Annotated in this window: 24 protein-coding genes and 1 pseudogene; 17 read left to right on the top strand and 8 right to left on the bottom strand. The window is 45.7% G+C overall.

Features of this window, described 5'->3' with window-relative positions:
* Positions 1-48: 48 nt before the first annotated feature.
* Positions 49-1,356: a type IV pilin domain-containing protein gene (locus HWN40_RS04890; RefSeq protein WP_176964685.1), complete on the bottom strand. Its 1,308-nt coding sequence runs from the start codon at positions 1,354-1,356 to the stop codon at positions 49-51.
* 187 nt (positions 1,357-1,543) lie between these two features.
* On the opposite strand from HWN40_RS04890, the gene HWN40_RS04885 reads away from it, so the two are divergent.
* Complete coding sequence (locus HWN40_RS04885; RefSeq protein WP_176964684.1) at positions 1,544-2,476, top strand: prenyltransferase; 933 nt, start codon at positions 1,544-1,546, stop codon at positions 2,474-2,476.
* Positions 2,477-2,713: 237 nt separating this feature from the next.
* On the opposite strand, the gene HWN40_RS13470 is transcribed toward HWN40_RS04885, so the two are convergent.
* Together HWN40_RS13470 and HWN40_RS04875 are read right to left on the bottom strand one after the other, a co-directional pair.
* Positions 2,714-2,854, bottom strand: coding sequence for a type II toxin-antitoxin system HicA family toxin (locus HWN40_RS13470; protein ID WP_218165484.1), 141 nt, complete (start codon positions 2,852-2,854; stop codon positions 2,714-2,716).
* Between the two features lie 28 nt (positions 2,855-2,882).
* Positions 2,883-3,134, bottom strand: coding sequence for a type II toxin-antitoxin system HicB family antitoxin (locus tag HWN40_RS04875; RefSeq protein ID WP_176964683.1), 252 nt, complete (start codon positions 3,132-3,134; stop codon positions 2,883-2,885).
* Between the two features lie 286 nt (positions 3,135-3,420).
* On the opposite strand from HWN40_RS04875, the gene HWN40_RS04870 reads away from it, so the two are divergent.
* Genes HWN40_RS04870 through HWN40_RS13630 form a run of 3 tightly spaced genes read left to right on the top strand, consistent with a single transcriptional unit; the run spans position 3,421 to position 4,060 of the window.
* Positions 3,421-3,711 (top strand): nucleotidyltransferase family protein, encoded by a 291-nt coding sequence (locus tag HWN40_RS04870; RefSeq protein ID WP_176964682.1) that lies wholly within the window; start codon positions 3,421-3,423, stop codon positions 3,709-3,711.
* Positions 3,708-3,938 (top strand): HepT-like ribonuclease domain-containing protein, encoded by a 231-nt coding sequence (locus HWN40_RS04865; RefSeq protein WP_281361402.1) that lies wholly within the window; start codon positions 3,708-3,710, stop codon positions 3,936-3,938. Before HWN40_RS04870 ends, HWN40_RS04865 begins: the two co-directional genes overlap by 4 nt.
* Positions 3,914-4,060, top strand: coding sequence for a HepT-like ribonuclease domain-containing protein (locus HWN40_RS13630; RefSeq protein WP_281361401.1), 147 nt, complete (start codon positions 3,914-3,916; stop codon positions 4,058-4,060). Before HWN40_RS04865 ends, HWN40_RS13630 begins: the two co-directional genes overlap by 25 nt.
* Positions 4,061-4,127: 67 nt before the next feature.
* On the opposite strand, the pseudogene HWN40_RS13705 reads toward HWN40_RS13630, so the two are convergent.
* A pseudogene (locus HWN40_RS13705) lies at positions 4,128-4,244 on the bottom strand (IS5/IS1182 family transposase); the annotation flags it as partial.
* A gap of 146 nt (positions 4,245-4,390) precedes the next feature.
* The gene (locus HWN40_RS04860) at positions 4,391-4,873 is read right to left on the bottom strand and encodes a metal-dependent hydrolase (RefSeq protein WP_176964681.1); all 483 of its coding nucleotides are present in this window, start codon (positions 4,871-4,873) and stop codon (positions 4,391-4,393) included.
* A gap of 520 nt (positions 4,874-5,393) precedes the next feature.
* Between HWN40_RS04860 and HWN40_RS04855 the strand changes: the two genes are divergently transcribed.
* The 6 genes from HWN40_RS04855 (at position 5,394) to HWN40_RS04830 (ending at position 12,081) form a co-directional block, all read left to right on the top strand.
* Positions 5,394-6,440 (top strand): M42 family metallopeptidase, encoded by a 1,047-nt coding sequence (locus HWN40_RS04855; protein WP_176964680.1) that lies wholly within the window; start codon positions 5,394-5,396, stop codon positions 6,438-6,440.
* A 233-nt stretch (positions 6,441-6,673) separates the two neighbouring features.
* A complete protein-coding gene (locus HWN40_RS04850) occupies positions 6,674-8,152 on the top strand; it encodes a (R)-citramalate synthase (protein WP_176966289.1) in 1,479 nt (492 codons plus the stop codon).
* Positions 8,153-8,203: 51 nt separating this feature from the next.
* Positions 8,204-9,901 (top strand): acetolactate synthase large subunit, encoded by a 1,698-nt coding sequence (locus HWN40_RS04845; RefSeq protein WP_176964679.1) that lies wholly within the window; start codon positions 8,204-8,206, stop codon positions 9,899-9,901.
* Positions 9,898-10,389, top strand: a complete 492-nt coding sequence (gene ilvN / locus HWN40_RS04840) for an acetolactate synthase small subunit (RefSeq protein ID WP_176964678.1) — start codon at positions 9,898-9,900, stop codon at positions 10,387-10,389. Before HWN40_RS04845 ends, ilvN begins: the two co-directional genes overlap by 4 nt.
* Positions 10,390-10,454: 65 nt before the next feature.
* Entirely contained in the window at positions 10,455-11,462 is a 1,008-nt protein-coding gene (gene ilvC, locus HWN40_RS04835; protein WP_176964677.1) for a ketol-acid reductoisomerase, read from the top strand.
* A gap of 85 nt (positions 11,463-11,547) precedes the next feature.
* Positions 11,548-12,081 carry a nitroreductase family protein gene (locus HWN40_RS04830; RefSeq protein ID WP_176966288.1) on the top strand — a complete coding sequence of 178 codons (534 nt, stop codon included), beginning with the start codon at positions 11,548-11,550 and terminating at the stop codon, positions 12,079-12,081.
* Positions 12,082-12,272: 191 nt separating this feature from the next.
* Here the strand turns inward: HWN40_RS04830 and HWN40_RS04825 are convergent, their stop codons facing one another.
* A complete protein-coding gene (locus tag HWN40_RS04825) occupies positions 12,273-14,597 on the bottom strand; it encodes a DNA topoisomerase I (RefSeq protein ID WP_176964676.1) in 2,325 nt (774 codons plus the stop codon).
* A gap of 156 nt (positions 14,598-14,753) precedes the next feature.
* Here HWN40_RS04825 and thiC point away from each other — a divergent pair, with 156 nt between their 5' ends.
* Both thiC and HWN40_RS04815 read left to right on the top strand, forming a co-directional pair.
* Positions 14,754-16,037, top strand: a complete 1,284-nt coding sequence (thiC, locus tag HWN40_RS04820) for a phosphomethylpyrimidine synthase ThiC (protein WP_176964675.1) — start codon at positions 14,754-14,756, stop codon at positions 16,035-16,037.
* Positions 16,038-16,097: 60 nt separating this feature from the next.
* Positions 16,098-16,937 carry an MBL fold metallo-hydrolase gene (locus HWN40_RS04815; RefSeq protein WP_176964674.1) on the top strand — a complete coding sequence of 280 codons (840 nt, stop codon included), beginning with the start codon at positions 16,098-16,100 and terminating at the stop codon, positions 16,935-16,937.
* A gap of 33 nt (positions 16,938-16,970) precedes the next feature.
* Here the strand turns inward: HWN40_RS04815 and HWN40_RS04810 are convergent, their stop codons facing one another.
* Positions 16,971-17,624, bottom strand: a complete 654-nt coding sequence (locus HWN40_RS04810; RefSeq protein ID WP_176966287.1) for a peroxiredoxin — start codon at positions 17,622-17,624, stop codon at positions 16,971-16,973.
* A gap of 380 nt (positions 17,625-18,004) precedes the next feature.
* Between HWN40_RS04810 and HWN40_RS04805 the strand changes: the two genes are divergently transcribed.
* From HWN40_RS04805 to HWN40_RS04795, 3 genes are all read left to right on the top strand, one after another.
* Complete coding sequence (locus HWN40_RS04805; RefSeq protein ID WP_176964673.1) at positions 18,005-18,829, top strand: hypothetical protein; 825 nt, start codon at positions 18,005-18,007, stop codon at positions 18,827-18,829.
* Positions 18,830-19,234: 405 nt separating this feature from the next.
* Positions 19,235-19,873: a MarC family protein gene (locus HWN40_RS04800; protein ID WP_176964672.1), complete on the top strand. Its 639-nt coding sequence runs from the start codon at positions 19,235-19,237 to the stop codon at positions 19,871-19,873.
* Positions 19,874-19,943: 70 nt separating this feature from the next.
* Positions 19,944-22,667, top strand: a complete 2,724-nt coding sequence (locus HWN40_RS04795; protein ID WP_176964671.1) for a cation-translocating P-type ATPase — start codon at positions 19,944-19,946, stop codon at positions 22,665-22,667.
* A 3-nt stretch (positions 22,668-22,670) separates the two neighbouring features.
* On the opposite strand, the gene HWN40_RS04790 is transcribed toward HWN40_RS04795, so the two are convergent.
* On the bottom strand, positions 22,671-23,522 hold the full coding sequence (locus HWN40_RS04790) for a mechanosensitive ion channel family protein (protein ID WP_176964670.1): 852 nt from the start codon (positions 23,520-23,522) through the stop codon (positions 22,671-22,673).
* Between the two features lie 286 nt (positions 23,523-23,808).
* Here HWN40_RS04790 and HWN40_RS04785 point away from each other — a divergent pair, with 286 nt between their 5' ends.
* On the top strand, positions 23,809-24,972 hold the full coding sequence (locus HWN40_RS04785; RefSeq protein ID WP_176964669.1) for a glycosyltransferase family 4 protein: 1,164 nt from the start codon (positions 23,809-23,811) through the stop codon (positions 24,970-24,972).
* Between the two features lie 45 nt (positions 24,973-25,017).
* Complete coding sequence (corA, locus tag HWN40_RS04780; RefSeq protein WP_176964668.1) at positions 25,018-26,079, top strand: magnesium/cobalt transporter CorA; 1,062 nt, start codon at positions 25,018-25,020, stop codon at positions 26,077-26,079.
* Positions 26,080-26,081: the final 2 nt, after the last annotated feature.

Here is a 26,081-nt window from a genome sequence, read left to right as displayed (position 1 = left end):
TTTTAAGGAAACACTATTACTGTTGTCCAGATAAAAAATTTGAGTTGATCAGATTATCCCATAATCCGCATCAAATCCGTCCATATACGTACTATCAGGACCGAACTGGATGTTAAAGTTTGAACTTGCTGTCGGGGTAATATTGTAAAGCCTGATCTCGGAGTCATTGTCAGGAGACCAGTCTATAATTACATTGCTGCCAGCATTCTCACTGAAATAGGTCTGGGAGAGATGTGAGGGGAGATGATAGGATAATGTCGATTCAAGGTTTTCTGCACTGCCAATATAAATCTCAGTAATCTGTCCGGTATCCACGGGACTGCCGTCCAGATAGAACTCAACATTGAAGTCATAGGTAGTGATCTGCCAGAGAGCTCCGGAATTGCTCATGTAGATCTGGCCCGAATCCTGCTGGCCGTTCATCACCAGCATGACGTCCCTGTTGTTCTTTATATTGGTATTGACACCCTCGATCTTGATGTGATTGTTACCTGTGGTGGTTCTGAAACTAATGTAGTCCCCGTCTGAAATGTAACCGCCCTTATCTGATTTCTGCAGGCGCATATCGACCCCCGAAGCGTTGTGACCTGTACTTACGTCTACTACTGTCCATGTCCATTCCATTGAATCTGCCAGTGAGGTGTTTTCAGGATTCCTTGCTATGAGTGTGAGATTATATGTGCCTGTTGAAGCGCTTGTATTGTTGTATGAGGGTGAGGTGCCATTGGACCATGCCACATGTTGTCCGTTTAGAAGGAACTCGTTTATCGAGGCCTGGCTGCTGGATGCACTGAAGGTGACAGACTGAGAAGTGTTACTCTGGTAGGGTGTCGGAGGGTTCCTGCCTGAGAGTACAGGTGCTATGGGTATCTGGCCTCCGGGTGTTGTTACTACCGTCTGCTCACTTCCAAGCAGGGTTCCGCTTTTGATGACAAGGTTTGTGCCGGTATCGAGCAGGGTTACGGCTATGTTATCGTCCTGACCTATATCGTAGGTCCAGAGATCGGAAGTGTTGATCATGATTGTCTCACCCAGGACCCAGTTATCGTTGCCTTTTATCTGCGCCAGCTCCTGTGCTGTGATCTGCCTTCTTGTACCGTTGATGTCCAGTAGAATGCCGGTCTGCAGGACATTGACGACTTCCCCGCCTGCATGGCGCAGGTAGATGGTATCCGAGTCCACGCCCACCCATCCCTGGATGTCCGCATGGACCTTTTCCTGGGGTCCTGCCTGCGAGAATATGAATACAGCCACAACAGAGAATGCGATCACCGCAACTGCCGTCAGCAGTATCTCTCCGATCACCTCGGATACGGCATCTGTATTTTCCAGGAAAGAAGGGTTTTTTTCAGTCATGGGGACCTGCAGGTTCTGGGATTTGCTTAACAGATAATTATCATGGATATAATATATAAAATATTTCTTATTTAATAGAAGTGCTGTGGTTTGCGGGCCGTTTATAGGAAGTCTTCGGATCAGAGATATACTTTTATTGTCAGAAATAAACATTTATTTAGTTCTGTTTGTGATCCGGAGGGATTGGGTGGTTGATGAGTGTCCGAGTACTTATGAGATGATAAGGGGTTACGGGCTGCTGGCCATGGTCGTCCCCCTGACCATAAGCACGGCCATTGCCGTGATCGTTACAGGCGGTTTTGATCCCCTTGGTCTTTTTCTTGCGGCGGTTGTTGGATTCAGTATACATGTTTCCATGAACCTCTACAATGATATATACGATACCAGACAGGGCTGCGATACACTGGAGTCCGGTAAAAGTATCTTCAGCGGCGGATCCGCTGTGATCGTGAGAGAACCCGCACTTGAGGGGAAAATGTTCACAATAGCCAGAAGCGGTCTTGTGATGGGTTTGATCGGGACGCTCGGGCTGATGTATATATCAGCGAGAGAGCTCTGGCCTATATTTGCCTTTATTTTCCTGTCCGCAGCCTTTTTAAGCAAGTACTATACTGCAGAGCCCATCAAATTCGCATACCGTGGCCTTGGTGAGATAGTGATATGGCTCGGGTTCGGACCCTTTGCAGTTCTACTTGGAGCGGCTGCCCAGGGAATACCATTTCATCCGCTGGTGCTTGCCATCATGCCGGTTACAGGCCTAAGTACGCTGATATTTGCCTGGGGCGGAGAGATGGTGGATATGCCCTATGACCTTAAGGCCGGCAAGCGCGGGCTTGTTATAAGGCTGGGAGGGTTGAGAAGCGGTATATACGGGCTGATGGTCCTGCATGCTTTGCTCATAGGAAACATGATCTTTGCTGCATATGTGTTTCCAGATGGATGGATACTTATCCTGGCCATAGTTCCGTATATACTGATGCTGCCGAAGGTTTTTACCCTGCTGTTCAGGGGCCTTGGAAGTGAAGAGGGGATATACGAGAGAGCGAAGATGAACTTTCTGAGCTTTGTGGTTTTTTCTGTTTTTGTTATGATAGGGTTTGTTGTTCTGGCGCTAATGTGATTTTACAGTGTGCAAAGCTGGTCTGCTATGCCGTACAGTAACCCTGTGCTGAATTAGTGACTATGTACAGAAACGAAGGAATGTGTCGCCTGTGGCGGAGTGGTTGTGTCTTTAAAAATTTAAAAACCCGTTCATTAAAAGTGTCAGAACAGACCTTAGGGATGGACATGCAGAAAATGGAGAAGACTCGAACAGACTATTCACCAAGCCATTCTTCCCGTGTTATATTTGCCTGTTTTAGGATCTCTGAAGCAGTCCTGCACTTATTCTGTCCTTATGAGGATTCGGAATTGTCAGGACAAGATCACCTTTTGTCATGAATGAATGTTTTCCGCCAGAGAAAGGACCTTCGAACCCGAATTCCCTTAATCGTTTCACAAGGTTTCTCCGCGTAACCGGAACTAACTTAGACAACTGCAGCTTCCCCACAATCTTCGATCACATGATTGCCTACCGGTGGAAGTGTAAAGCCTCTACAGAGTCTGAAAACTATCCACTCATCAATGACCTCTTCAAGGTTTCTCCGGCATTCTTCAAGGGTACTGCCTGTAGCCCAGACACCTTCAAGTTCCGGCACTTCACCATAATATGGTTCATCGTCTTCAATAATCTCATACCTGGCATTCTCAAGAGCAGCATGGATGTATTCAATAAGCATTTGAAGCACCTGTGATGGTTTTATTTTAGGATATTGCTTACAACGTATATATTACCTTCATCAGTTATGAGAGTATTATTATAAGCGGGAGAGAATTGTGTCGTTTACGCTATGATTTCCAGCCATACTTATATCATACGTACTGATCGAACTTATTATGCAGCAGCAAAGGAAAGTGCCGTCTGCGGCAGAGTTCTTATATTTTTATTCGAGACTCATTTATTTTGAATTGCCTTGCACGAAACTTAATAAGAATAATCACTAATATAGTATAAACTGTGATTTTATGACTGTTAACCAGATAGATGAGTACAGAGACACTATAATCCCGATATTGCTGAAAAATGATGTGGAAAGGGCTGGGATCTTCGGATCTTTTGCAAGGAACGAGGCAGATGAGGATAGTGACATCGATATTCTTGTTCGTTTCAAGAGAAGAAAAGGTTTGTTCGACCTTGCCAGATTAGAACTGGAGCTTGAAAAGGAAGCTCAAAGGAAGGTTGAGGTCATCATTTATGATTCCATAACTCCTCTTATAAGGGAACGAGTCCTTAAAGAAGAAGTGAAGATACTATGAAGGATCCTGAAATCTTTATAGTTCACATAATAGACTCGATAGGGAAGATAGAGAATTTCACTAACAATAAGGAAAAAGAAGACTTTCTCGAAGATGTGCAGTTGCAGGATGCTGTTATCAGAAGGATAGAGATAATAGGTGAAGCATCTAGAATATCCCGGACGAGTTTAAAGAAAACTTCCGGGATGTTCCATGGAGTGAAATGGCAAGAACCAGGGACAAACTGATTCACGGTTATTTCGGTGTCGATCTTGAACTCACCCGGGATATCGTCGAACACGATCTTCCTGAACTTAGAGTAAGGATGGAGCAGATCCTTGAAGAGCTTAATCGCGAAACTGAGGCATAAATTGCAGTAAAACTTAGGTTCATAATTCCACTTTTGCTTTATTGGCTCTAACTGAATCCATCAATTAAACAAGTTCTACAATAATTCTATAATCGGTTTTCAAATACTCCTTTAGTAAAATCAAGGCCATTAGCTGATGCTGCATATATTTCCCCTTGGAATACTTACAACTTTATATCTCCAAATGTGAGTTTCCTGATGTATTTAACGCTGTATCAACAAACTTTGGCTCTGTAGAAAAACTATTTCTTTCTATTTTTACATCCAATACTACGAACAATTTTTCAATTTGGAACATAAAAGTTGCAGACTCCTAAGCTGAAGTGAGACTCAAAATACGTTTCGAAGCACCTCAAAGATCGTAGCCAGTACCCTGGCACCGAATATACTGACAGGCTCCTCATATAAAGGAAAGAGATAAGCGATACTACCGCCTTCAAGATCATCCAGGATCAGATGAAAAACAAAGGTCACAGCTATGATCATTGCCAGAGAAAATGCCTGCCGGAAATTCCTGTATACTAGATAGCTAAAACCCAGCATAAAACCTGAGATCAGCATACCGAAAATTATGGAATGGGAAGGCATTGGGCCGACCATATTGTGCCTGAGATTACCATGCAGTATAAGGTTCCATACCGCAGGCACATCCGGCAGAAGACTCCCCACAGCACCGGCTATCAGTACCACTATCATGAAGTTTCTGTTACTTATCCGCGGTTTTCCTTCAAAGCTATAAGCAGATAACAAAAAGGTCCCGGCAACAAGAACCATGAAACCGTAGAACAATAGATGAGTCGGAGGATATGGCATGGAAATTACCAATTAATTTACTTTTCAATAAGACAGACTACATGAAATAGATACACGTATAGTCATGAATTTCATTATAGACACGTACAGCCCCTTTATACACGCTATCGCATGTACCCCGGTTTTTGTTAGGTCATACTGTGAGATAAACTTATTCCATAACGGAAATATGTACGATAAAAAATTATTACAAGTTACACTCCAGACTTCAGTAATGTATTCATTTCGGAGATCATTGGCCTAGTATGTCCTATTGGCATTATGATCAGTAAATGAAGACCCTGAATAAGGAAGCCGGATTCATATACAAAGCTAATCCAGACATACATAAACAACTTATTTATTAAAGAAATTCATATTATTAATAGGTCATTAGGGGGTTGCAATTCAGATAAATAACTTGCAGACAAAAGTATATCTGTATTTCGAACAATTGTAGTATAAGTATATTACTAAGTAAATGTGCGAATCAAAAATGCTTATATGTTAAACACATTATATATCAAAAGAGATGATTATCATGGAAGAGCTAATCACAAAATTATCAAATGCACATGGCATATCCGGCAGTGAGGAAAATATCCAGGCTATTCTCGAAGAAGAACTAAAACCCTATGCAGATGAGATTAGAACTGACAAGATGGGTAATTTAATAGTAGTTAAGAAAGGTGACGGGCCATCGATCATGCTCGCTGCCCACATGGACGAGATCGGACTGATGGTAAAATACATCGATGACGATGGCTTTTTAAGATTTGTAACAATCGGAGGATGGTTCGACCAGACACTACATAGCCAGCGGGTTATCGTGCATACAAAGAACGGCCCGATTCCCGGAGTCATCGGATCCAAACCACCACATGTGATGAAAGATGAAGACAGGAAAAAACCAATTAAATCAGATGATATGTTCATCGATGTAGGTGCCAATGACAAAGAAGATGCCGAAAAAATGGGCATAGAAGTCGGCACTCCGGTTTCCATGGATATGGAAGTTAAAAAGCTTGCAAACGGCAAGATAACAGGCAAGGCATTTGACAACAGAGCCGGCTGTGCAATTGTGATCGAGACCATGAAGCAACTGGCAGAACAGGACATCAAGGCAACCCTCTATGTTGTTGGAACCGTGCAGGAAGAGGTTGGACTCAAAGGAGCACGTACATCAGCTTACGGACTGAACCCCGATGTTGCCATCGCGATCGATACAACCATTCCCGGCGACCACCCCGGTATTGACAAGAAGGACTCTGTGCTTGAGACCGGAAAAGGAGGAGTTATCACCGTGGTCGATGCATCCGGACGCGGGCTCATAGCAAACCCACAGGTACTCAAATGGCTCAGGGAGACTGCCGACAGGAACGATATACCTTACCAGATGGACGTGGGCGACGGAGGAACCACCGATGCGACCGCAATCCACCTTACAAGGGATGGTATTCCCACAGGAGTGCTCAGTGTAGCAACAAGATACATACACTCACCTGTGGAAGTACTTGATGTCGCCGATCTCAAGTACTGTGCAGACCTTCTGACAAAGGCAATACAGAACGTTAATGACTATTTCTGATCAGGGGATTAATTCCCTTACTTTTTTTGATTGAACAACAAAACAGTGCAACCGACACCGCCGAAGGCGGCGCAGTCCGTTGCTGATGTTGCAGAAATTACGGACCTTGAATCTTCTGCACAAAAGGTCCACCCTCCCATGTAAAATCGTGATAGATTAATCGCTATACATATATAGCACTTCGTAATATCCCTGTAAGCTGTTATTGGATAACAGACAAGAAAATGTGAGGGATTATATTATTTGAAAATGTCCGGTTTTTAGACACAACTCTCAGAGACGGCGAACAGACACCAGGCGTAGCACTTACCAGCGAGGATAAGGTGGCAATTGCCACAAAGCTTGATGAGCTTGGTGTGAACGTGATCGAGGCAGGATCTGCCATAACATCCGAAGGTGAGCGCGAATCCATCAGAGCAGTGGTAGCTGAAGGATTGGATGCAGAGATCTGCAGCTACTGCAGGATCATGAAGCAGGATGTTGACTATGCACTTGAGTGTGATGTGGATTCCATTCACCTTGTTGCACCCGTATCCGACCTTCATATCAATGTCAAATTACGCAAGGACAGAGAAAGCGTAAGAAAGATGGCGATGGAAACCACCGAATATGCCAAGGAGCATGGTCTTATCGTGGAGCTCAGTGGCGAGGATGCCTCAAGAGCTGATCTGGAATTCCTGAAATCATTATACTCTGATGGAGTAGATGCAGGAGCTGACAGGTTATGCTTCTGTGATACAGTAGGTTTGCTTGTTCCTGAGAAGACCGGAGAGATATTCACAGATATCACTTCTGCGGTAAACGCACCTGTGAGCATACACTGTCACGATGACTTCGGACTTGCGACCTCCAACACCATCGCAGCCCTCAGGGCAGGTGCAAAGCAGGCACACGTGACCATGAACGGCATAGGGGAACGGTCCGGTAATACGTCGTTGGAAGAAGTTGTAATGACCATCGAATGGTTATATAAATGCAAGACCGACATTAATACAACAGAGATCTTCAAGGCCTCAAGGCTTGTGAGCAGACTGACAGGCATACCCGTGGCACCTAATAAGTCACTGATAGGCGGAAATGCATTCACCCACGAAGCAGGCATTCACGTACATGGTCTGCTGGCAGACACTTCCACATACGAGCCCATCAAGCCTGAGATCATAGGCAGGGAACGCAAGGTCGTACTCGGCAAACATGCAGGCAAGAGCTCAGTTACACTTGCATTAAAAGAGATGGGATTCGATGTTGACGATATGCAGCTGCACGAGATACTTGACCGTGTGAAGGAACTTGGAGACCACGGTAAGAAGGTAACCGATGCTGACCTGCAGTCCATTGCCGAGACCGTACTCAATATCCAGAGAGAAGCAAAGGTCGTCATGGACGAATACACTGTTGTTTCCGGAAACAGGGTTACTCCAACCGCATCCGTCAAGCTCAGAGTAGACGGCAGAGAGGTTGTGGAAGCAGGCATCGGAGACGGACCGGTTGATGCAACAGTTGACAGTATCAGAAAGGCTGTTGCAAGTATTGGAGATGTACAGCTTGAAGAGTATCATGTAGATGCTATCAGTGGTGGCACAGATGCTCTGGTAGAAGTACTTGTAAAACTCTCAAAGGACGGGAAGATGGTCACATCAAGGGGAGCACGTACTGACATAGTAATGGCATCCGTTGAGGCCATGCTGAACGGAATAAACCGTCTTATATAAACAAAGTATCACACAGATCATAATAGTTAAAAAATAATACAGAGGATTTATATGAAAGAATCAACTGGAAAAATGACAGGCGCCAGAGCCCTCATCGAGTGCCTGTACAGGGAAGGCGTTGATACTATCTTCGGATACCCGGGAGGTGTCCTGCTTCCCATTTATGACGCACTTTATGACTCGGATATCCGGCATGTGCTGGTACGCCATGAACAGGCTGCTGCCCATGCTGCAGAGGGTTATGCAAGAGCGACCGGCAAGACTGGTGTATGTATAGCAACTTCAGGACCCGGTGCAACAAACCTTGTCACGGGTATTGCCAATGCCTACATGGACTCAATACCAATGGTAGCATTTACCGGCCAGGTGCCCAGTTCACTGATAGGCAACGATGCCTTCCAGGAAGCAAACATAACCGGCATCACAATGCCGATTACCAAACACAATTACCTTGTACAGGATGCAAAAGAGCTGCCCCGCATCATCAAGGAGGCATTCCACATCGCATCCACCGGCAGACCCGGACCGGTTCTGGTCGACCTTCCCAAAGACATTACCACCGAGGAAATAGAGTTCTATTATCCCGATAAGGTGGAGCTTCGCGGATACAACCCCACCTATCGCGGCAATCTCCAGCAGATAAAGAAAGCTGCAGCCGAGATCAAGAAGTCAGAGAACCCCGTGATATATGCAGGCGGAGGAGTCATTAGTTCCGATGCCGCAGGAGAGCTCAAAGAGCTTGCTGAGAAGATCCAGGCACCTGTTACCACGACACTTACCGGCATGGGAGGATTCCCGGGAAATCATTCTCTGTTCATAGGTATGCCCGGAATGCACGGTTCCAAATATGCTAATTATGCCATCCAGGAATCAGACCTGATCATTGCAGTGGGTGTAAGGTTTGATGACAGGGTTACAGGAAAGCTCAAGTCCTTTGCTGCAAACGCAAAGATAATCCACATTGACATCGATCCTGCAGAGATATCAAAGAATGTAAAAGTTGACATCCCAATAGTCGGCGATGCAAAAGGGATACTCACCAATCTTCTCAAATATGCTGAAAAATCACAGTCTGAAGAGTGGCTTAAAAAGATCGAGTACTGGAAGAAACAATATCCACTGCACTACATCGAACCTGCAACATGCGATGGGATCAAGCCCCAGTATATCATCGAGCAGATAAAAGAAGCCTGCGAGGATGCAATTATCGTTACAGAGGTCGGACAGCACCAGATGTGGGCTGCACAGTACTTCAGGTACAAAGAACCAAGAACTTTCATATCCTCAGGCGGACTCGGAACCATGGGATACGGTTTTCCGGCATCCATAGGAGCAAAACTGGGCAAGCCCGACAAGGTTGTTTTTGATGTTTCCGGAGATGGCTCCTTCCAGATGAACTCCCAGGAGCTGGCCACGGTAGTCCAGGAGAACATTCCGGTAATAATAGCAATATTCAACAATGGATATCTCGGGATGGTCAGGCAGTGGCAGGAGTTGTTCTTTGACAGGAGATACTCTTCAACATGCATACAGGACAGCGTTGATTTTGTGAAACTTGCCGAAGCCTACGGAGCGCTGGGACTGCGGGCAACCAAACGCGACGAAGTGCGACCTGCGATAGAAGAGGCAATCGCATCCGGCAGACCAACTGTGATCGATTTTGTAGTCGAATGTGAAGAGAATGTCTCACCGATGGTACCTGCCGGCGCTGCAATAAACGAAATACTTGACCTGGAGAGGAAAGAATGAGACACACACTTTCAGTTCTGGTTGAGAACAAGCACGGTGTACTCACAAGAGTCGCAGGTATGTTCTCAAGAAGAGGTTACAACATTGACAGCCTGACAGTGGGAGTCACTGAAGACCCCACCATCTCCCGCATGACCATTGTGGTAAGAGGCGATGACGAGGTCTTAGAACAGGTCACAAAGCAGCTCAACAAACTCATCGATGTGATAAGGGTCACTGACCTCAAATCCGAAGAAACGGTGGAAAGGGAGCTTGCTCTCTTCAAGGTAAGTTCTGACGTCAGCAACCGCTCGGAGATCATGCAGATCGCGGACATCTTCCGCGCAAGGATCATCGATGTTGCTCCAAGATCCGTGATAATAGAAGTTACAGGCGATGAATCAAAGATAGATGCCATCGAGCAGCTATTGCGTCCCTTCGGGATCAGGGAAATGGTCAGGACCGGCAAGGTCGCCCTGAGAAGAGGGGCGAAAGGTGTTTCAAGCTGAAAGTAGATTAACATCAAATCTTTCCATAGGAAAAATATTTAGATTATTATAAGAGGTACTAGACAATGGCACAAATGTATTATGATAGCGATGCTGACCTTGATGTTCTGAAAGGTAAAAAGATCGCAGTGATGGGTTACGGAAGCCAGGGGCATGCACAGGCCCAGAACCTGCACGACTCCGGACTGGATGTTGTGATCGGTCTGAGAAAGGGAAGCAAGAGATGGAAGCAGGCAGAGGACGATGGCCTCAAGGTCATGACAGTTGCCGAGGCTGCAAAGGCTGCGGACGTCGTACAGATACTCCTGCCCGATGAAGTACAGTCACAGGTATACTACAGTGAGATCGAACCCGGTCTTGAGGCAGGTAATGCAATCGTGTTCTCACACGGTTTCAACATCCACTACAATCAGATCAGGCCACAGGAAGACATTGATGTTTACATGGTAGCTCCGAAGAGCCCCGGACACCTTGTCAGAAGGACCTACAAGGACGGTGCGGGAGTACCTGGCCTCATAGCAGTATTCCAGGATGCAAGCGGCAATGCAAAGCAGATGGCACTTGCCCACGCAAGAGGTGTCGGATGTACCCGTGCAGGCGTATACGAGACAACTTTCCGCGAGGAAACAGAGACCGATCTCTTCGGAGAGCAGGTAGACCTCTGTGGAGGTGTGGCATCACTCATTAAGACCTCTTTCGAGGTGCTTGTCGAAGCCGGCTACCAGCCTGAGATGGCATATTTTGAGACCTGTCACGAGCTCAAGCTCATTGTGGACCTGATCCATGAAGGCGGACTTGACAAGATGTGGTACTCAGTATCCAATACCGCAGAATACGGTGGTATGACAGTAGGTCCGAAGGTCATCAACGAGCTTTCCAGGGAAGCAATGTACGAGGCACTTGATAGAATACAGAATGGTGAGTTTGCACGTGAATTCGTACTCGAGGGCAAGGCAAACAGGCCAGTACTCACTGCCATGGAAAGACAGGACAGGGAGCACCCTGTTGAGGTCGTCGGTAAACAGATCAGAGCAAAGATGCCCTGGCTGAACAGCGAACTGAACGAAAAGTAGACCAGATGGTCTACACACCTTTTTTATTCCTTACCTTACAATAAATTGTTACAATAGCTTATTGCAACTAACCGGAGGTATTCAACTGCCAGCAACTATAGACACAATACTCTCAAGAAGAAGTATCAGAGAATTCACAGATGAGAAGGTAAGTCGTGAGGATATAGAGAGAATACTTAATACCGCAAGGTGGGCGCCCTCGGGACTGAACAACCAGCCATGGAAATTCATGGTGATCCAGAACGAGGAGACCATGGAAAAGCTGGAGGGATGTACCCACTATGCAAAGGTGATCAGAAGCGCACCTCTCCTGATAGCGGTATTCCTAGACCGGGAAACCATGTACAATCATACAAAGGACGTACAGGCCATTGGTGCAGCCATTCAGAACATGTTGCTTGCCTGCTGTGACCTGGGGCTCGGAGCTGTCTGGCTGGGAGAGATACTCAACCAGGAAGAGAAAGTTAACTTGATTCTGAGTTGTCCCGAATCACTGGAGCTTATGGCAGTAATTGCGATCGGACATCCTGCAAAGGGTAGCGACAGCTCGCCAAGAAAGCCAAGGAAAAATCTCAAAGATATCTGTTATGAAGAAAATTGTGAGAAAAACTGGAGGTAGGGAGACGAAGATAGATAGTTAATGAATGTGATTGGAGGTTTAGTAGACACGACCAAAAGGACTGGGTAGTTATCTGGTCTTATTTTATCTTCGCCTCTAATTGCTAGAATGTTTTTTCTTCTATATAAGCATTTGTCAAAATCCGGCTAATTCAAGACTGCTTGATTTGTACGCAAATCAAATTTGCTTGATTATCCGGAATTTGACTTTCTGGATGAACACCTGAGATTAATACAGAACTCATTTGCATCCTTTTCTTTTGGCTTGACACGAATCTGTTTCCAGTCACAATGCTTACATTTTCCCTTAACAGTAAGCCTGCCTTCCTTTGGCAGGGACTGGGTATAGCCACACCTTTCAGTACACGCCAGAAATCTTGTATCCTTGGTAGTGATTATGAACATTGACCCATCACATTTCGGACACGTTCCGATCACCTCAGGCGGGAAACACTTTTTTTCGGAATCGCATGTAAAACACGGACCCATGCCAACAGACCAGTGGTACTTGTTTCCGACTTTGATCACGGCAACACCTTCCTTTTCACACTGCTTTGACCGCAGTACATTAAGAGCACCTTTTTTCGGAAGAGGATAGGTATTCTTGCAGGAGGGATATCCACTGCAGCCAACAAACCTGCCTTTGTCAGTCCTTACAATACGAAGCATACGCCCGCACTCCGGACATTCCCCCACGAAATTCTTTTTATCCGCAGCAATACTCTCATCAGTTATCGTTCCGGCCAGTTTCGTAACTATCTGTTCCTTACCCGACCTGAGCTGGGAGTACATTTCTCTTATGAGATGTGAGCCTTCCTCCAATGTGCTGTCAAAGCTTTTCTTCCCGTCCTCAACATCCTGTATCAGCGCTTCGATACGAGCACGGATATCAGGTTTTACAAGTATCGGCACACTCGAATCCAGTGATTCCATAAGAGTAAAGCCCGTATCCAGGATTGCAATTGTTTTTCCCTTGGTCTCGAAATAGCCGCGTTTTTTATTGGTTTCTATATGAGACGGAGCTGTTGCCTTGGTACCGATACCGTTCTTATCCATCAGTGTGAGAAGCTCGGCTTCTGTAAGCCGCTTGGGAGGACTTGTCTTGGACCTGGTATTGCTTAATTTCTTAACATCAACCTCGTCATTCAGTTCCAAATTCGGTAGAAGCTTATCATTCTTATTTTCGAATGGATATACAGCAAGCCAGCCTGCATCCTTCAGTATAGAACCCGTGGCATCGAAAATCTCACCCCTGACATGTACCTCAAGGCGGGTCTTGTCAAATATGGCAGGAGGCATCAGGTTAGCAATGAAGTGTCGGACAATGAGATCGTAAACCTTCCAGGCATCAGGCATCCTGACACTTTTCTCGATCTCCTGCCTGCCTGCGGCCCTGATAGGATAGATAGGAGGATGGTCATGACCGTCCTTAGTTCCATTCCTGCTTTTAATCTGTGACCGGGAAAGTATATCCATTACCTGTTCTCTGAACTCACCCGAGGAAAAGCCCACCAGTATTGTCTTAAAATCAAAATCATCGGCATACTTGTTCGTCTCTGTCCTGGGATAGCTCGTAAAACCTGCAAGATATAACTGCTCTGCAACCTCAAGGGCGGTCTCAGGGCTTATACCCAAGTACTTGGAAGCCCGTTTGAGAAACTCGGTGGTGTTCAGCGGATAGGGAGGATTCACTGCGGACTCCTTCTCGCGCTTCTTTGCCACGGTTCCCTTCTTGCAGTCCTTTATACGTTTGAAGATCTCGTCGGCCTTTGCCTTCTCAGTGATATTACCGGCTCGATGAGTCCCTTTGAAATCCTTTGCTGAGTGGGAAAATATCCCTTCGATCTTCCAGAAATCCTTTGCTTTGAAATCACGTATCAGCCGTTCACGTTCATAAACAAATCCGCAGGTCGGGGTCTGACAGGGACCGATGGAAATTATTCCTTTTGTCCGTGCATGCTCCCGCACAGAAAGCGTCATGAATCTTGTGAAGGCAGCACCCATCTTAAGATCGAGTATCTGACGTGCCTCAGCGGACATTGCAAGATTTTCGTTGGGTTCCACAAGGTTGCCGAATGCCTTCTTGATCTCACTTGCGGACAGTGAGGAGAAACGTGCCCTTTTCACAGGAGCTCTGGAAGACTTTTCCGCAATGGACTTTGCCTCAAAACCTATATTCTCCCCTTCCCTGTCAAAGTCACATGCAAGGATGAGTTCATCTGCCTGGCCCGCAAGTCTGGATATCGCGGTGGCATATGGTTTCTTCAATACATTCTTTACAGGGTCAGTATCAAGGAGCACAGCAGGATCGCATTCCCTCCAGTTACTGTATTCCGGCGGAAAATCATATCCCATAATGTGGCCGGAAAGCCCCATTATTCTCCATTCCTTCCCGTTTTTTTTGAAGTCGTACACGGGAATGCCATCTATCGATGCACGATTAAAACCACCCTCACTCAGGATTCCAGCTATCTGTGCTGCTGCTTTGTTCTTTTCCGTGAATACGACTATCGACATGCTGGACTCCTATGCATTGATTATAGATAAGAATTGAGCCTGCGGGGTGAAAGTAATCATGCCGCAATGATAATCTACATCACATTTGTGAAACATATATATATACTCAGATAATATCTGCAGCCCATAACAGACGCAGTAGCGAAGGAGTAATTAATGACATTAATGGAAGATGCAAAACGAGGGATCATCACACCCCAGATGGGAGCCGTTGCCAGGGATGAAGGCATTGATGCTAAGACCATCTGCTCGTGTGTTGCGAAGGGACTCATAAGTATCCCCAATAACCCTGCCAGGGATTGCAGGGTCGTAGGTATAGGAAAATACCTAAGCACCAAGATAAATGCCAATATTGGTACATCACGTGATTACATTAACATTGAGGAGGAAGTGGAAAAAGCAAAGACTGCAGAGGCCTTCGGCGCCGATGCGCTCATGGACCTGTCCACCGGGGGGGACCTTGACCTTATAAGAAAGAAGATAATGGATGCAGTGGACATCCCCATAGGCTCGGTTCCAATCTATCAGGCCGCAGCCACGCAGAAGACTGTTGTGGATATGACATCTGATGACATGTTCAATGCAGTACGCAAACATGCAAAGGATGGTATCGACTTTGTCACCATACACGCGGCAGTGAACCAGGATGCCATGAAGAGAATAAGGCAGGGTAACAGGATAACTGACATCGTCAGCCGTGGCGGATCATTTACCCTTGCCTGGATGCTGCATAACGGAGAGGACAATCCTTTCTATGCGGAATATGATTACCTGCTGGAGATCGCAAAGGAATATGACATGGCAATCAGCCTTGGCGACGGTATGAGACCCGGATGTATTCATGACGCATCCGACGGACCTTCCTTCATGGAGTTCATCACCCTTGGAGAACTTGTAAGACGCACACGCGAAGCCAATATCCAGTGCTTTGTGGAAGGTCCAGGACATGTACCCATCGATGAGATCGAATTGAGCGTGAAGGGCATGAAGAATCTCTGCGATGACGCACCTCTCTACCTGCTAGGCCCTCTTGTAACCGACATTGCCCCCGGATATGACCATATCACCGGTGCCATCGGAGGTACTTTTGCAGGCATGTGCGGGGCTGATTTCCTGTGCATGACAACACCTGCCGAACATCTGGCACTCCCGACAAAGGACGACATCCGTGAAGGTACCATAGTTACAAGAATTGCTGCCCACGCGGCAGACCTGACAAAGGAAGGACAGAAAGAACGTGCAAGGGCCGTAGATAACAAGATGGCACATGCACGTAAGAACCTTGACTGGGACACACAGTTCGAGCTTGCAATCGACGGTGAGAAGGCTACGAAAATAAGGGACAGCAGGAACACCGGAAGTGAAGCATGCTCCATGTGCGGTGACCTCTGCGCCATGAAGATCGTCAGCAAGGCACTTGAGGAAGAGAAGGAAGAGTGACATCAGGTCACTATCTTCCTGAAATGAAACTTTTTTATCATTCAGACCTTATCTTCAGGCATGAAATTAACCGTGCTCGTAGATAACAATACACTGATTGATCGTTACTTAACAGGCGAACCTGCCGTTTCCTACTTTATAGAAGCAGACGGAAAGAAGATACTTTTTGATACAGGATACTCGGATGCATTTATCCGCAATGCAGAGAAGATGAACATCGATATTCTGGGACTTGACCATATTGTATTATCCCACGCCCACCTTGACCATACATGGGGACTTGATCCTCTTATCAGATTATACACCGAAGCAAGGATGGAAGGACTGGACCATTCAGAACCTGACCTGATCGCTCACCCATTGATATTCAACAGCAGAACAGATTCCGGAATGCAGGAGATAGGAACCCTCATATCACCTGACAGGCTCTCAAAGGTTTTCAAATTCCAGCTCAGCAACGGACCCCGGTGGATAACGGAGAATGTGGTATTTCTCGGGGAAATACCCCGGAGATTTGATTTTGAACACGATCCACTCGAAAGCAAGATCAATATCGGTGGAAAGAAAACCGAAGACGATCTACTTGACGATACCGCACTTGCAATAATAACAGAAAAGGGTCTGGTTATCGTTACAGGCTGCTCCCATTCAGGCATCTGCAATATCGTTGAGTATGCAAAGGAACTTTGCGATGAAGAAAGGATAGCTGACATTATAGGAGGTTTCCATTTACTCAATCCTCCTGAGAAAAAGATCAAAGGAATAATAGACTACTTCCAAAAACTCAACATCAGGGAAGTTCATGCATGTCATTGTACAGACCTTGGATCGAAGATAGCATTGTCAGAGGTCTGTGATCTGAAAGAAGTGGGTTGTGGTCTTCAGCTTGAATACGAATAATGAAGAAAGGACAAAAAAGTCCTTCCTGTTTTTTTACTGTCCTTTCTTGAAACACATGAACCAGTCAAGACAGTATTTGCCTTCTTCTTCCGACTCTACTCTTTCCTTTGCTGTTCCACATGATCCGGGCGGTGGGATGATCACATCCTCACCCGGTTGCCAGTTTGCAGGGGTTGCAATGTCCTCTGCATCTGACTTCTGCAGTGCCTGCACAAGCCTTTTGATCTCATCCATGTTCCTTCCGTTGGAGAGCGGATAATAGAGAATTGCTCTGATCTTTGCCTTGGGATCTATCACAAATACTGCTCTTACAGCCTGGGTGTCCGAGGCATTTGGTTGCAGCATACCAAATTTCTTTGCAACCTCCATCTTAAGATCGGCGATTACCGGGAAGGTGATCTCAATATCCTTCATTCCCTTGTATTCGATCTTCTCTTTAATGGTCCTCAGCCATGCAATGTGTGCATAAATGCTGTCAATGGACAATCCGATCAGTTCACAGTTGAGCTCTTTGAACTCATCCTGCATGTTCGCAAAAGTCATGAACTCGGTAGTACATACCGGCGTGAAATCAGCAGGATGACTGAAAAGGACAACCCACTTATCCCTGTAGTCCTTTGGGAAGTTGATCTCACCTGCTGTGGTGACAGCAGTAAAGGAAGGAGCAGGATCCCCTATCAATGGCATTGTTATATAAGGAGCTTCTTTTGCTTCAGTTTCTTTCATGCTGCTTCTGAGCTTTCTGATATTCTGGTCCACATAATCCGTGATCTCTTTTGTCTGTTTGTCAAATTCCTTTTCAAGTTCAAGGTCTCTGACATTCTTTGTAATACTATCACGTAGCTCTCGAAATTGACCTTCAAGCTGTTTTCTCATATCTCTTTTCTCATCCATTTATATCACCTTCAGATAATATGCGGAGGGCTAAACCGATTAAGAGGAAAGAACTATTCGTTCCAGCTTTACCTCCCACATACACCCGCATCAAAGAATTATCCTATGTTCATCGAATAAGTACTTATCCGTAAAAACCAATCAGTTCAGGTCTGCAGCGCAGGAGAGATGGCATGATACAGGAGATCAGTATGATAATCCGTTTGAGTCTGCTGGAACTGCTGGCTTTTACCGGACCTGTACTCTTGATAGGACTTCTGCTTGGACAGATGGAACAACTTTCAAATAGCTATCTGCAGCGAAGTTTCGGAAGGAAGGCACTTTTACTGACAGCATGGATCGGAGTGCCTGTACATGAGGTCGGACATTTACTCATGTGCTGGTTGTTCGGACACAAGGTCCGTAAAGTAAAGCTTCTTGACATAAGATCAGATGACGGGACCCTGGGATATGTACAGCATAGTTATGACAGGAGCAGCCTTTTCCAGAGTATGGGCAACTTCTTCATTGGAATAGGTCCCATACTTAGCGGGAATATCTTCCTTATCCTAAGTATGTATATATTACTACCAGAGCTGTTCAGCAGCTTTTCCGGCCAGCTTTCAGCTTTCACCGGGGATTCCCGTCCATTCTTATCTGTCTTGCCGGCTTCGCTCGAGCTCATGAGCAATCTCATAGCAAACATGCTCGATCCTGCAAACCTTGGCAACCCAATGTTCTGGATCTACATATTCCTGGCACTGGGAGTATCTGCCCATATAGCCCTGAGCCGGGCAGACCTTAAAGGTGCTGCCAGGGGACTTCCTGTAATGCTTATGATACTTATTCTTGCAAACAGCCTGGTTTTTGTTCTATATGACAGCACACCTTATGCGGCATCAGAAATATTCAGATATAACATATACCTGCTTGGCTTTTCGATACTGTCAATGTTCTTTTCAGCAATGAATATGGCATTGGCTTACACCGCATGGTCACTTAAAAAAAGAATGAGCTAATTTTGGATCAAAATTGGGCTCCGGGTGGAGACCGGAGCCGCTATTAGCGGTATGAGGTTTTGAAGGAGGTAGTTTTATGGATATAGACCCCATGCCACTAATACCAGGGTATTATTTTTCCTACACTGGCTCAGGGCGTAAATATGAAACATCATATATAAAAGTATCTATTTAATATCATTCAACAGTAAATCAATAATACAACTCTGTTTGATTTACAGACATATTCAATATCTATAGCCAGCTTAAGAGAAAAAGCAAATGCAGTTATACCTGATAGAAAGACTCAAAATCATGATGAAAAGTAAGTATTAATAAGGATAGATATGACTCCCAATTTAAGATGTAACACCAAAAACGTTATGTATCCCTCTGATAGTTGATAATGGTTACAGGAGGTAACCGTTGGATAGTTTAACCTTTTTCATAACTGCATTCGCTTCTTTGTTTGCAATTGTCAGCCCTCTGGGAGGAGTTGTGACCTTTGTGTCACTGACAAACAACCTTACTTTCGAAGAAAAGAATGCCGTTGCAAACAAATCAGCCGCTCTTGCCAGTGTGATAGCTATATCCTTTGCACTTACGGGAGAGATGATACTGGATTTTTTTGGTATCACCATAGACTCTCTGAGAGTGGCCGGTGGGATCCTGCTGTTCATCGTAGCACTTGATATGATACTGGGTAGGGTTTCCAGTGAAAGTATTACAGAGGACGAGATAGACAAATCAATGGACCGTAGCGACATATGGATATTCCTCATTGCTTTGCCACTTCTTACAGGTCCCGGTACCATCACTACTATAATAGTGTTAATGGGAAGTGCCGAATCGACAATCCAGAGCTTTAGTGTGATCCTGTCCATACTGATCACATTTGGTATAAGCCTGACACTGTTCCATTTCTCAAGGAGGATCTACAAGGTACTGGGGTATACCGGTATGCTGGTTTTCACCAGGCTCATGGGTCTTTTACTTGCAGGACTCGCAGTAAACTTCATTGCAATAGGAGTATGGAATCTTTACCTCTCGTTCAGCAGCCTCTGATCATTCCACCCGTACCTTAGAACAATACTTATATTGAAGCCATGCATTATTTCATTGGGGTCACGGGTAAATGGCATCAGAAGGAGAAGGTGAGAACTTTCAGTGTACTTCCAGTGGTGACGAACACAGCATAAAGATCGATGAGTTCCTGGATAGACTGAACACAGGAGCTGAAGGGCTTTCTTCAGAAGAGGCAGCAAGAAGAAAAGAAGTCTGCGGAGGAAATATCCTTCAGAAAAAAGAGAAGGAAACGCCTCTTAAGAAGTATCTGAGACAGTATAAGAACTTCTTTGCAATACTGCTTCTTTTTGGTTCCGCACTTTCATTTACAGCTGAATACCTGGATCCCGGACAGGGCAATATCTTCATCGCCATAGCACTTCTGGGAGTTGTCATACTTAACTCCACTTTTACATTCATCCAGGAATATCAGGCACAGAAGATAATGGAAAGTTTCCAGAGCCTCATGGCACCCACTGCAAGGGTTAAGCGTGACGGAGAGATCGTGGAGCTACCTGCTTCCGAACTTGTACCAGGGGACGTGATATACCTTGAGGAAGGGGACAAGGTTCCTGCCGATGCCAGACTCATAGAGCAGAACACCCTGAAAGTCGATAACTCACCCATCACAGGTGAGGCAGAACCCCAGCTCAGAGCCCTGGAATGTACGCATGAGGACATGCTTGAATGCAGGAATATGGTTTTCTCCAGTACACTTGTGCAGACGGGTAACGGAGAGGCTGTTATCTTCAGCACAGGTTCCGATACGCAGATAGGAAAACTCTCCCTGCTGACCGAAGAGACCGTGTCGGTCGAGACACCCATACGCAAAGAGCTCAACCGTTTTGTCAAGATAATATCTGCAATAGCTATTTTCCTGGGAATCGTCTTCTTTATAGTGGGCTTCCTTATACAGGATACTTTCCTTGCAAACCTTATCTTTGCCATCGGGATAATCGTGGCAAACGTCCCCGAAGGACTTCTTCCCACAGTAACGCTTGCCTTGAGCCTTGCATCCAAAAGAATGGCAAAACGCAATGCCCTGATAAAACAGCTTGAATCCGTAGAGACACTCGGATCAACTACGGTAATATGTACGGATAAGACCGGGACACTTACACAGAACAAGATGGCAGTGCATTCGGTTTACACCGGTAACGGATATATCGATGTACAGGATGATGAAAAACCCCCGGAGTTGCTCCTGCGTGTTGCCACCGTGTGCAACAACTCACGCCTGTCAGAGGAATCACCAGGATACAGAGGAGACCCGACCGAAGGGTCACTGCTGGTCTATGCAGACAGATTCAAGGACATAAAACAGGTACAGGACAGATATCCTCGGCTGGTAGAGTACCCCTTTGATTCTCGTGTGAAGAGAATGCAGGTTATATGCAGAACTCCCGAAGATGATATGGATTCCTACCTTAAGGGTGCACCTGAGGTAGTACTTGAAATGTGCGACCGCATGATGGTTGAAGGAGAGGAGCATGAACTTACTTCCCAGAGAAAAGATGAGTTGGAAGAAGAGTATCTCAAAATGGCCGAGAGAGGAGAAAGAGTACTTGCATATGCATACCGGGATGTAAATGAAGTAAAAGAGTATGAAGATAAGTTCATCTTCCTGGGATTCTCCGGTGCTCTCGACCCCGCAAGACCTGAAGCAGCAGAAGCTATAAAAAGATGTTACCGTGCAGGGGTCAAAGTAGTAATGATTACAGGCGACCACCCGGTTACTGCAACTTCCGTATCCAATCTAGTGGGTCTTAACAGTGAAGATCGAGAGCCTATATTGATAACCGGTCCTGAACTCGAAAAGATGGAACCTGCCGAGTTGAAGCAAAAGCTCGATGCAAAGAGCATAATATTTGCCCGTACCTCTCCTCTGCAGAAACTCAAGATAGTAAGAGCATTCCAGTCGGCAGGCGAGACCGTGACCATGACAGGGGATGGTGTGAACGATGCACCTGCCATAAAGAATGCGGACATGGGTGTTGCCATGGGAAGCGGTACGGATGTTGCAAAGGAATCTGCGGACATGATACTGCTTGACGACAACTTTGCAACCATTGTCAATGCAGTGGAAGAAGGACGTACTGTCTTCGATAATATCAAGAAATTCATCGCCTATATCCTGACAAGTAACATACCTGAGATACTGCCCTTTATAGCCTTCGTGCTGCTTGCAATACCCCTTCCGATGAACGTGCAGCTGATACTTGCAATCGACCTTGGTACCGACATACTGCCTGCCATCGCGCTTGCAATTGAAAAAGGAGAGGGCGATATCATGAAACGACCGCCACGTTCCAGTGATGAGAAACTGCTGACACCGCAGGTACTGATCACGTCCTACGGCCTCAAAGGACCGATCGAAGCAGCCGCAGGTTTTGCATGTTATTTTGCAGTCCTGTTCAGTGGCGGATGGGTATGGGGACAGCAGCTCGCTTTCTCTGATCCGCTATACAGGCAGGCCATAACGGCTTTCTTTGCCGCGGTCATTATCTGTCAGATAGCGAATGTATTTACTTCCAGAACCAGGAGGCAGTCTGTTTTCACAAAAGGCCTGCTGAGTAATAAAATGGTGCTACTTGGTATTGCCAGTGAGTTGCTGATACTTGCCTTTATTATGTACCAGCCATTTGTTAATGCAATATTCAACACCACACCTGTTCCACTGGAGTTTGTCCTGCTGGCCGTGCCGTTTGCGGTATTGTTGTTTGTGGCGGACGAGCTCAGGAAATATTTCATCAGAAGGGGCTCGACCACTGTGACTAAAGTGTTCGGATGGTGAACTTCAGGCCTTGCGCCTGAACACCACTTCCGTATGAGGATAGGCTATTTCCACATCAGGTGCTTCGTTTATCCTGTCGAATATCTCTTTTGTTATCCTGCTGGAGTACTCGTGGAGCTCACGCGAGGGAGAGAAATACTTGACCTGCACATCAATACCACTTGGCATAAAATCAAGTCTTATCCGGGGTTCAGACGGGCTTCTGGCTATAAATTTACCGAGTTTTGTACGTGCGGATTCCCGTACAATCTCAATGGCATGGTCCAGATTACTCTCATAGGTGACAGTGGTTATTACACTATCAAAGACAAAATCATGATTATATGTGTAATTGATGATATTCTTTTCAAACATCAGTGAGTTGGGAACAAGCACGATTCTCCCGGAGCTCTCCTCCCCATCGATAATACCGCCTATCTCGGCAATATGTATGTGAGTGAGGGTAATATCGGTCACATCTCCCTTGATATCTCCAAGGAATATCCTGTCTCCTATGTCAAAGGGCCTCTTGGCCACTACCATCATCCATGCAGCAATCCCGGTAATGGGTTTCTGAAGTGCAAAACCGATTGCTGCAGAAAGCAGACCAAGGAAAATACCAAAGCCAGACCATGCACCGGAATATGAGAGCACTGCAAAAACGACCACGAGAAGGATAAAGATATACTTGAAGATCTGGCTGAATATCTCTACATTGGATATTTGCTTCTTGGTCTTTGCCTTACGAAGCAGGCTTTGAGTAATTATACCGAGAAAAGAATTGAAAATAACTATCAGAAATATAACAGCCAGGGTCTTGACCGCTAGAGAAATAATGTTATCAAAGTTTAAAATATCAAGGATTGGCTCTGCCATAGGACTCTGCCTGCATGCTTATTTAAAGATAGGAGGTTTACGATAGTATTGATTAAAAGCTTTTCTCCGTATTATATCCTGATTTCAAAACAGTATCCTTGCAGGGCTTTTCAGATATTCTCATATACCATCGACAATATAGAGAAAAAAAGATAGAGCGGGAGTCGGACATTCACATCGATTGCTGCAGGCTTTAAAGGGAAGGAAATACATAGAAGCTAACACCCTGAGCCGGCATCAGAAATTAACGGACAGGGATGAAATTGATTATTCAGGGAGGTCATTTATGGAAAAACTTAGAATTGCGATGTTTTCATGGGAAAGCCTTTACTCGATAAAGGTAGGGGGACTTGCTCCACACGTATCGGAGCTTGCAGAAGCGCTTGCCTTAAGAGGCGACGAGGTCCACATATATACCCGTAACCGGGATATGCCTCCCTATGAGATCGTTAACGGTGTTCATTACCATCGTGTGAACCATTCCCTCAACGGTGATCTGGTACAGCAGATGGACAGTATGTGTGATGCGATGTATTACACATTCATCGATAGTGTTACGGAATTTGGCAGTTTTGATATCGTACATGTACACGACTGGCATCCTGTGAACGTGGTCACAAGAATAAAAGAGGATCTTGGTATTCCTTTCGTTATCACATACCACAGTACCGAATGGGGCAGGAACGGTAATGTTCACGGAAACTGGTGGGAGGCCATGGAGATCAGCCACAGGGAATGGAGAGGAGGTTATGAGTCCGCCAGGGTCATAGTTACATCCGAGGCCCTCAAAGCAGAGATACAGCACCTCTACCAGATACCGGATTACAAGATGGATATCATTCCCAACGGTCTCTATGAGAACCATATGAGAATGGAAGTTGATTCCGGTAAGGTCAAATCCGGTTACGGGATACACCCCTGTGCTCCTGTGGTTCTCTTCGTAGGACGTATGAACTACCAGAAAGGTCCTGATCTTCTGGTACAGGCAATACCCAGAGTACTCAAGAACAGGTGGGATATCCAATTTGTATTGATAGGAGAAGGGGAAATGAGACCGGTATGCGAAAATCTTGCGGCCAGTCTCGGAGTCAGTGATAGTTGCCATTTCCTGGGTTATGCAAGTGATGATGTCAAAAAAGAATGGGTCAATGCCTGTAATATCATGTGTGTGCCAAGCCGCAATGAGCCATTTGGTATCGTTCTTCTGGAAGCCTGGGACGCCAGCAAGAACATTGTCGCAACAGATGCCGTTGAACTGGTGGACAACTTCAGGACAGGCATCACGGTCTACAAGAACCCTGAATCCATCGCCTGGGGTATCAATCACGTACTTGATAACTACGATGACGGAGAACTTGGTAAAGCCGGAAGAGAACAACTCCGGGAAAAATATAACTGGGACAGTATAGCCGGGAAGACCGTGAAGACCTATATGGATGCAAAAAGCTGAGTAAAACAGAGCTTATCGGGAAAATGGAAAAAGCAGGCGGTATCAATGAAAAAACTGCTCAGCGGATATTCTAAAAAAGCCGGCCTTGTCCCTGGTTCTATTGTACATGTGGGTGACAGGAAGGCTGAAAGACCAAAGATCACCCTGATAAAGTACAATCGGGACAGGTTTGAGGAAAAGGTAGTCGAAAAGGTTGAAGATTGCTTTGACGGGGACCAGGACGTCGTTACCTGGATAAACATAGACGGCATCCATCAGGTGGATATTATTGAAAAGATTGGTGCGGAATACGGCCTTCACCCGCTTGTAATGGAGGATATCCTGCACACCGACCAGCGTCCCAAAGTGGAGGACTATGAGTCATACCTGTTTATCGTACTCAAGATGGTTTGGTATGACGACATCGAGAATGATATAAGGCTGGAGCAGGTCAGTCTCATACTTGGTGAGGATTTCGTTGTTTCTTTCCAGGAGGCCGAAGGTGATACTTTCAGTGCAGTCAGGGAGAGATTGAGAACAGGAAAGGGACGTATCCGCTCCATGGATGCCAGCTATCTTGCCTATGCTCTGATGGATTCCATTGTAGACAACTATTTCCTGGTGCTTGAGCAGGTCAGCGAGATAATAGAAGCTCTGGAAGACAGGCTTATCGAAAATCCTGTTTCAGAGACTCTTGAAGAGATACATGACCTTAAAAAGGAGATAATATACTTCCGTAAGTCCGTCTGGCCCCTCAGGGATGTTATCAGCAGTCTGGAACGTTCCGACTCTCCGTTGATCAAGGATACGACCCTGGTATATCTGAAAGATATATATGACCATACAATTCGCGTTGTCGAAAGCATCGAAACCTATCGTGATATTATAACAGGCGTCATGGACCTTTACCTGTCAAGCATCAGTAACAGGATGAACGAGGTCATGAAGACATTGACCATAATAGCCACCATATTCATACCCCTTACCTTTGTTACCGGTTTATATGGTATGAACTTCGAATACATGCCTGAACTTAAATATGAGTGGGGATATCCGGCAGTCTGGATCGTAATCCTCTTGATGTCCGCTTCCATGTTCGTATATTTCCGCAAGAAGAAATGGTTATAAAA

It is taken from the genome of Methanolobus zinderi, from assembly GCF_013388255.1.
Classification (GTDB): Archaea; Halobacteriota; Methanosarcinia; order Methanosarcinales; family Methanosarcinaceae; genus Methanolobus; species Methanolobus zinderi.
The sequence above is the reverse complement of the archived record's forward strand: the minus strand, read 5'-3'. Positions and strand labels throughout refer to the sequence as shown.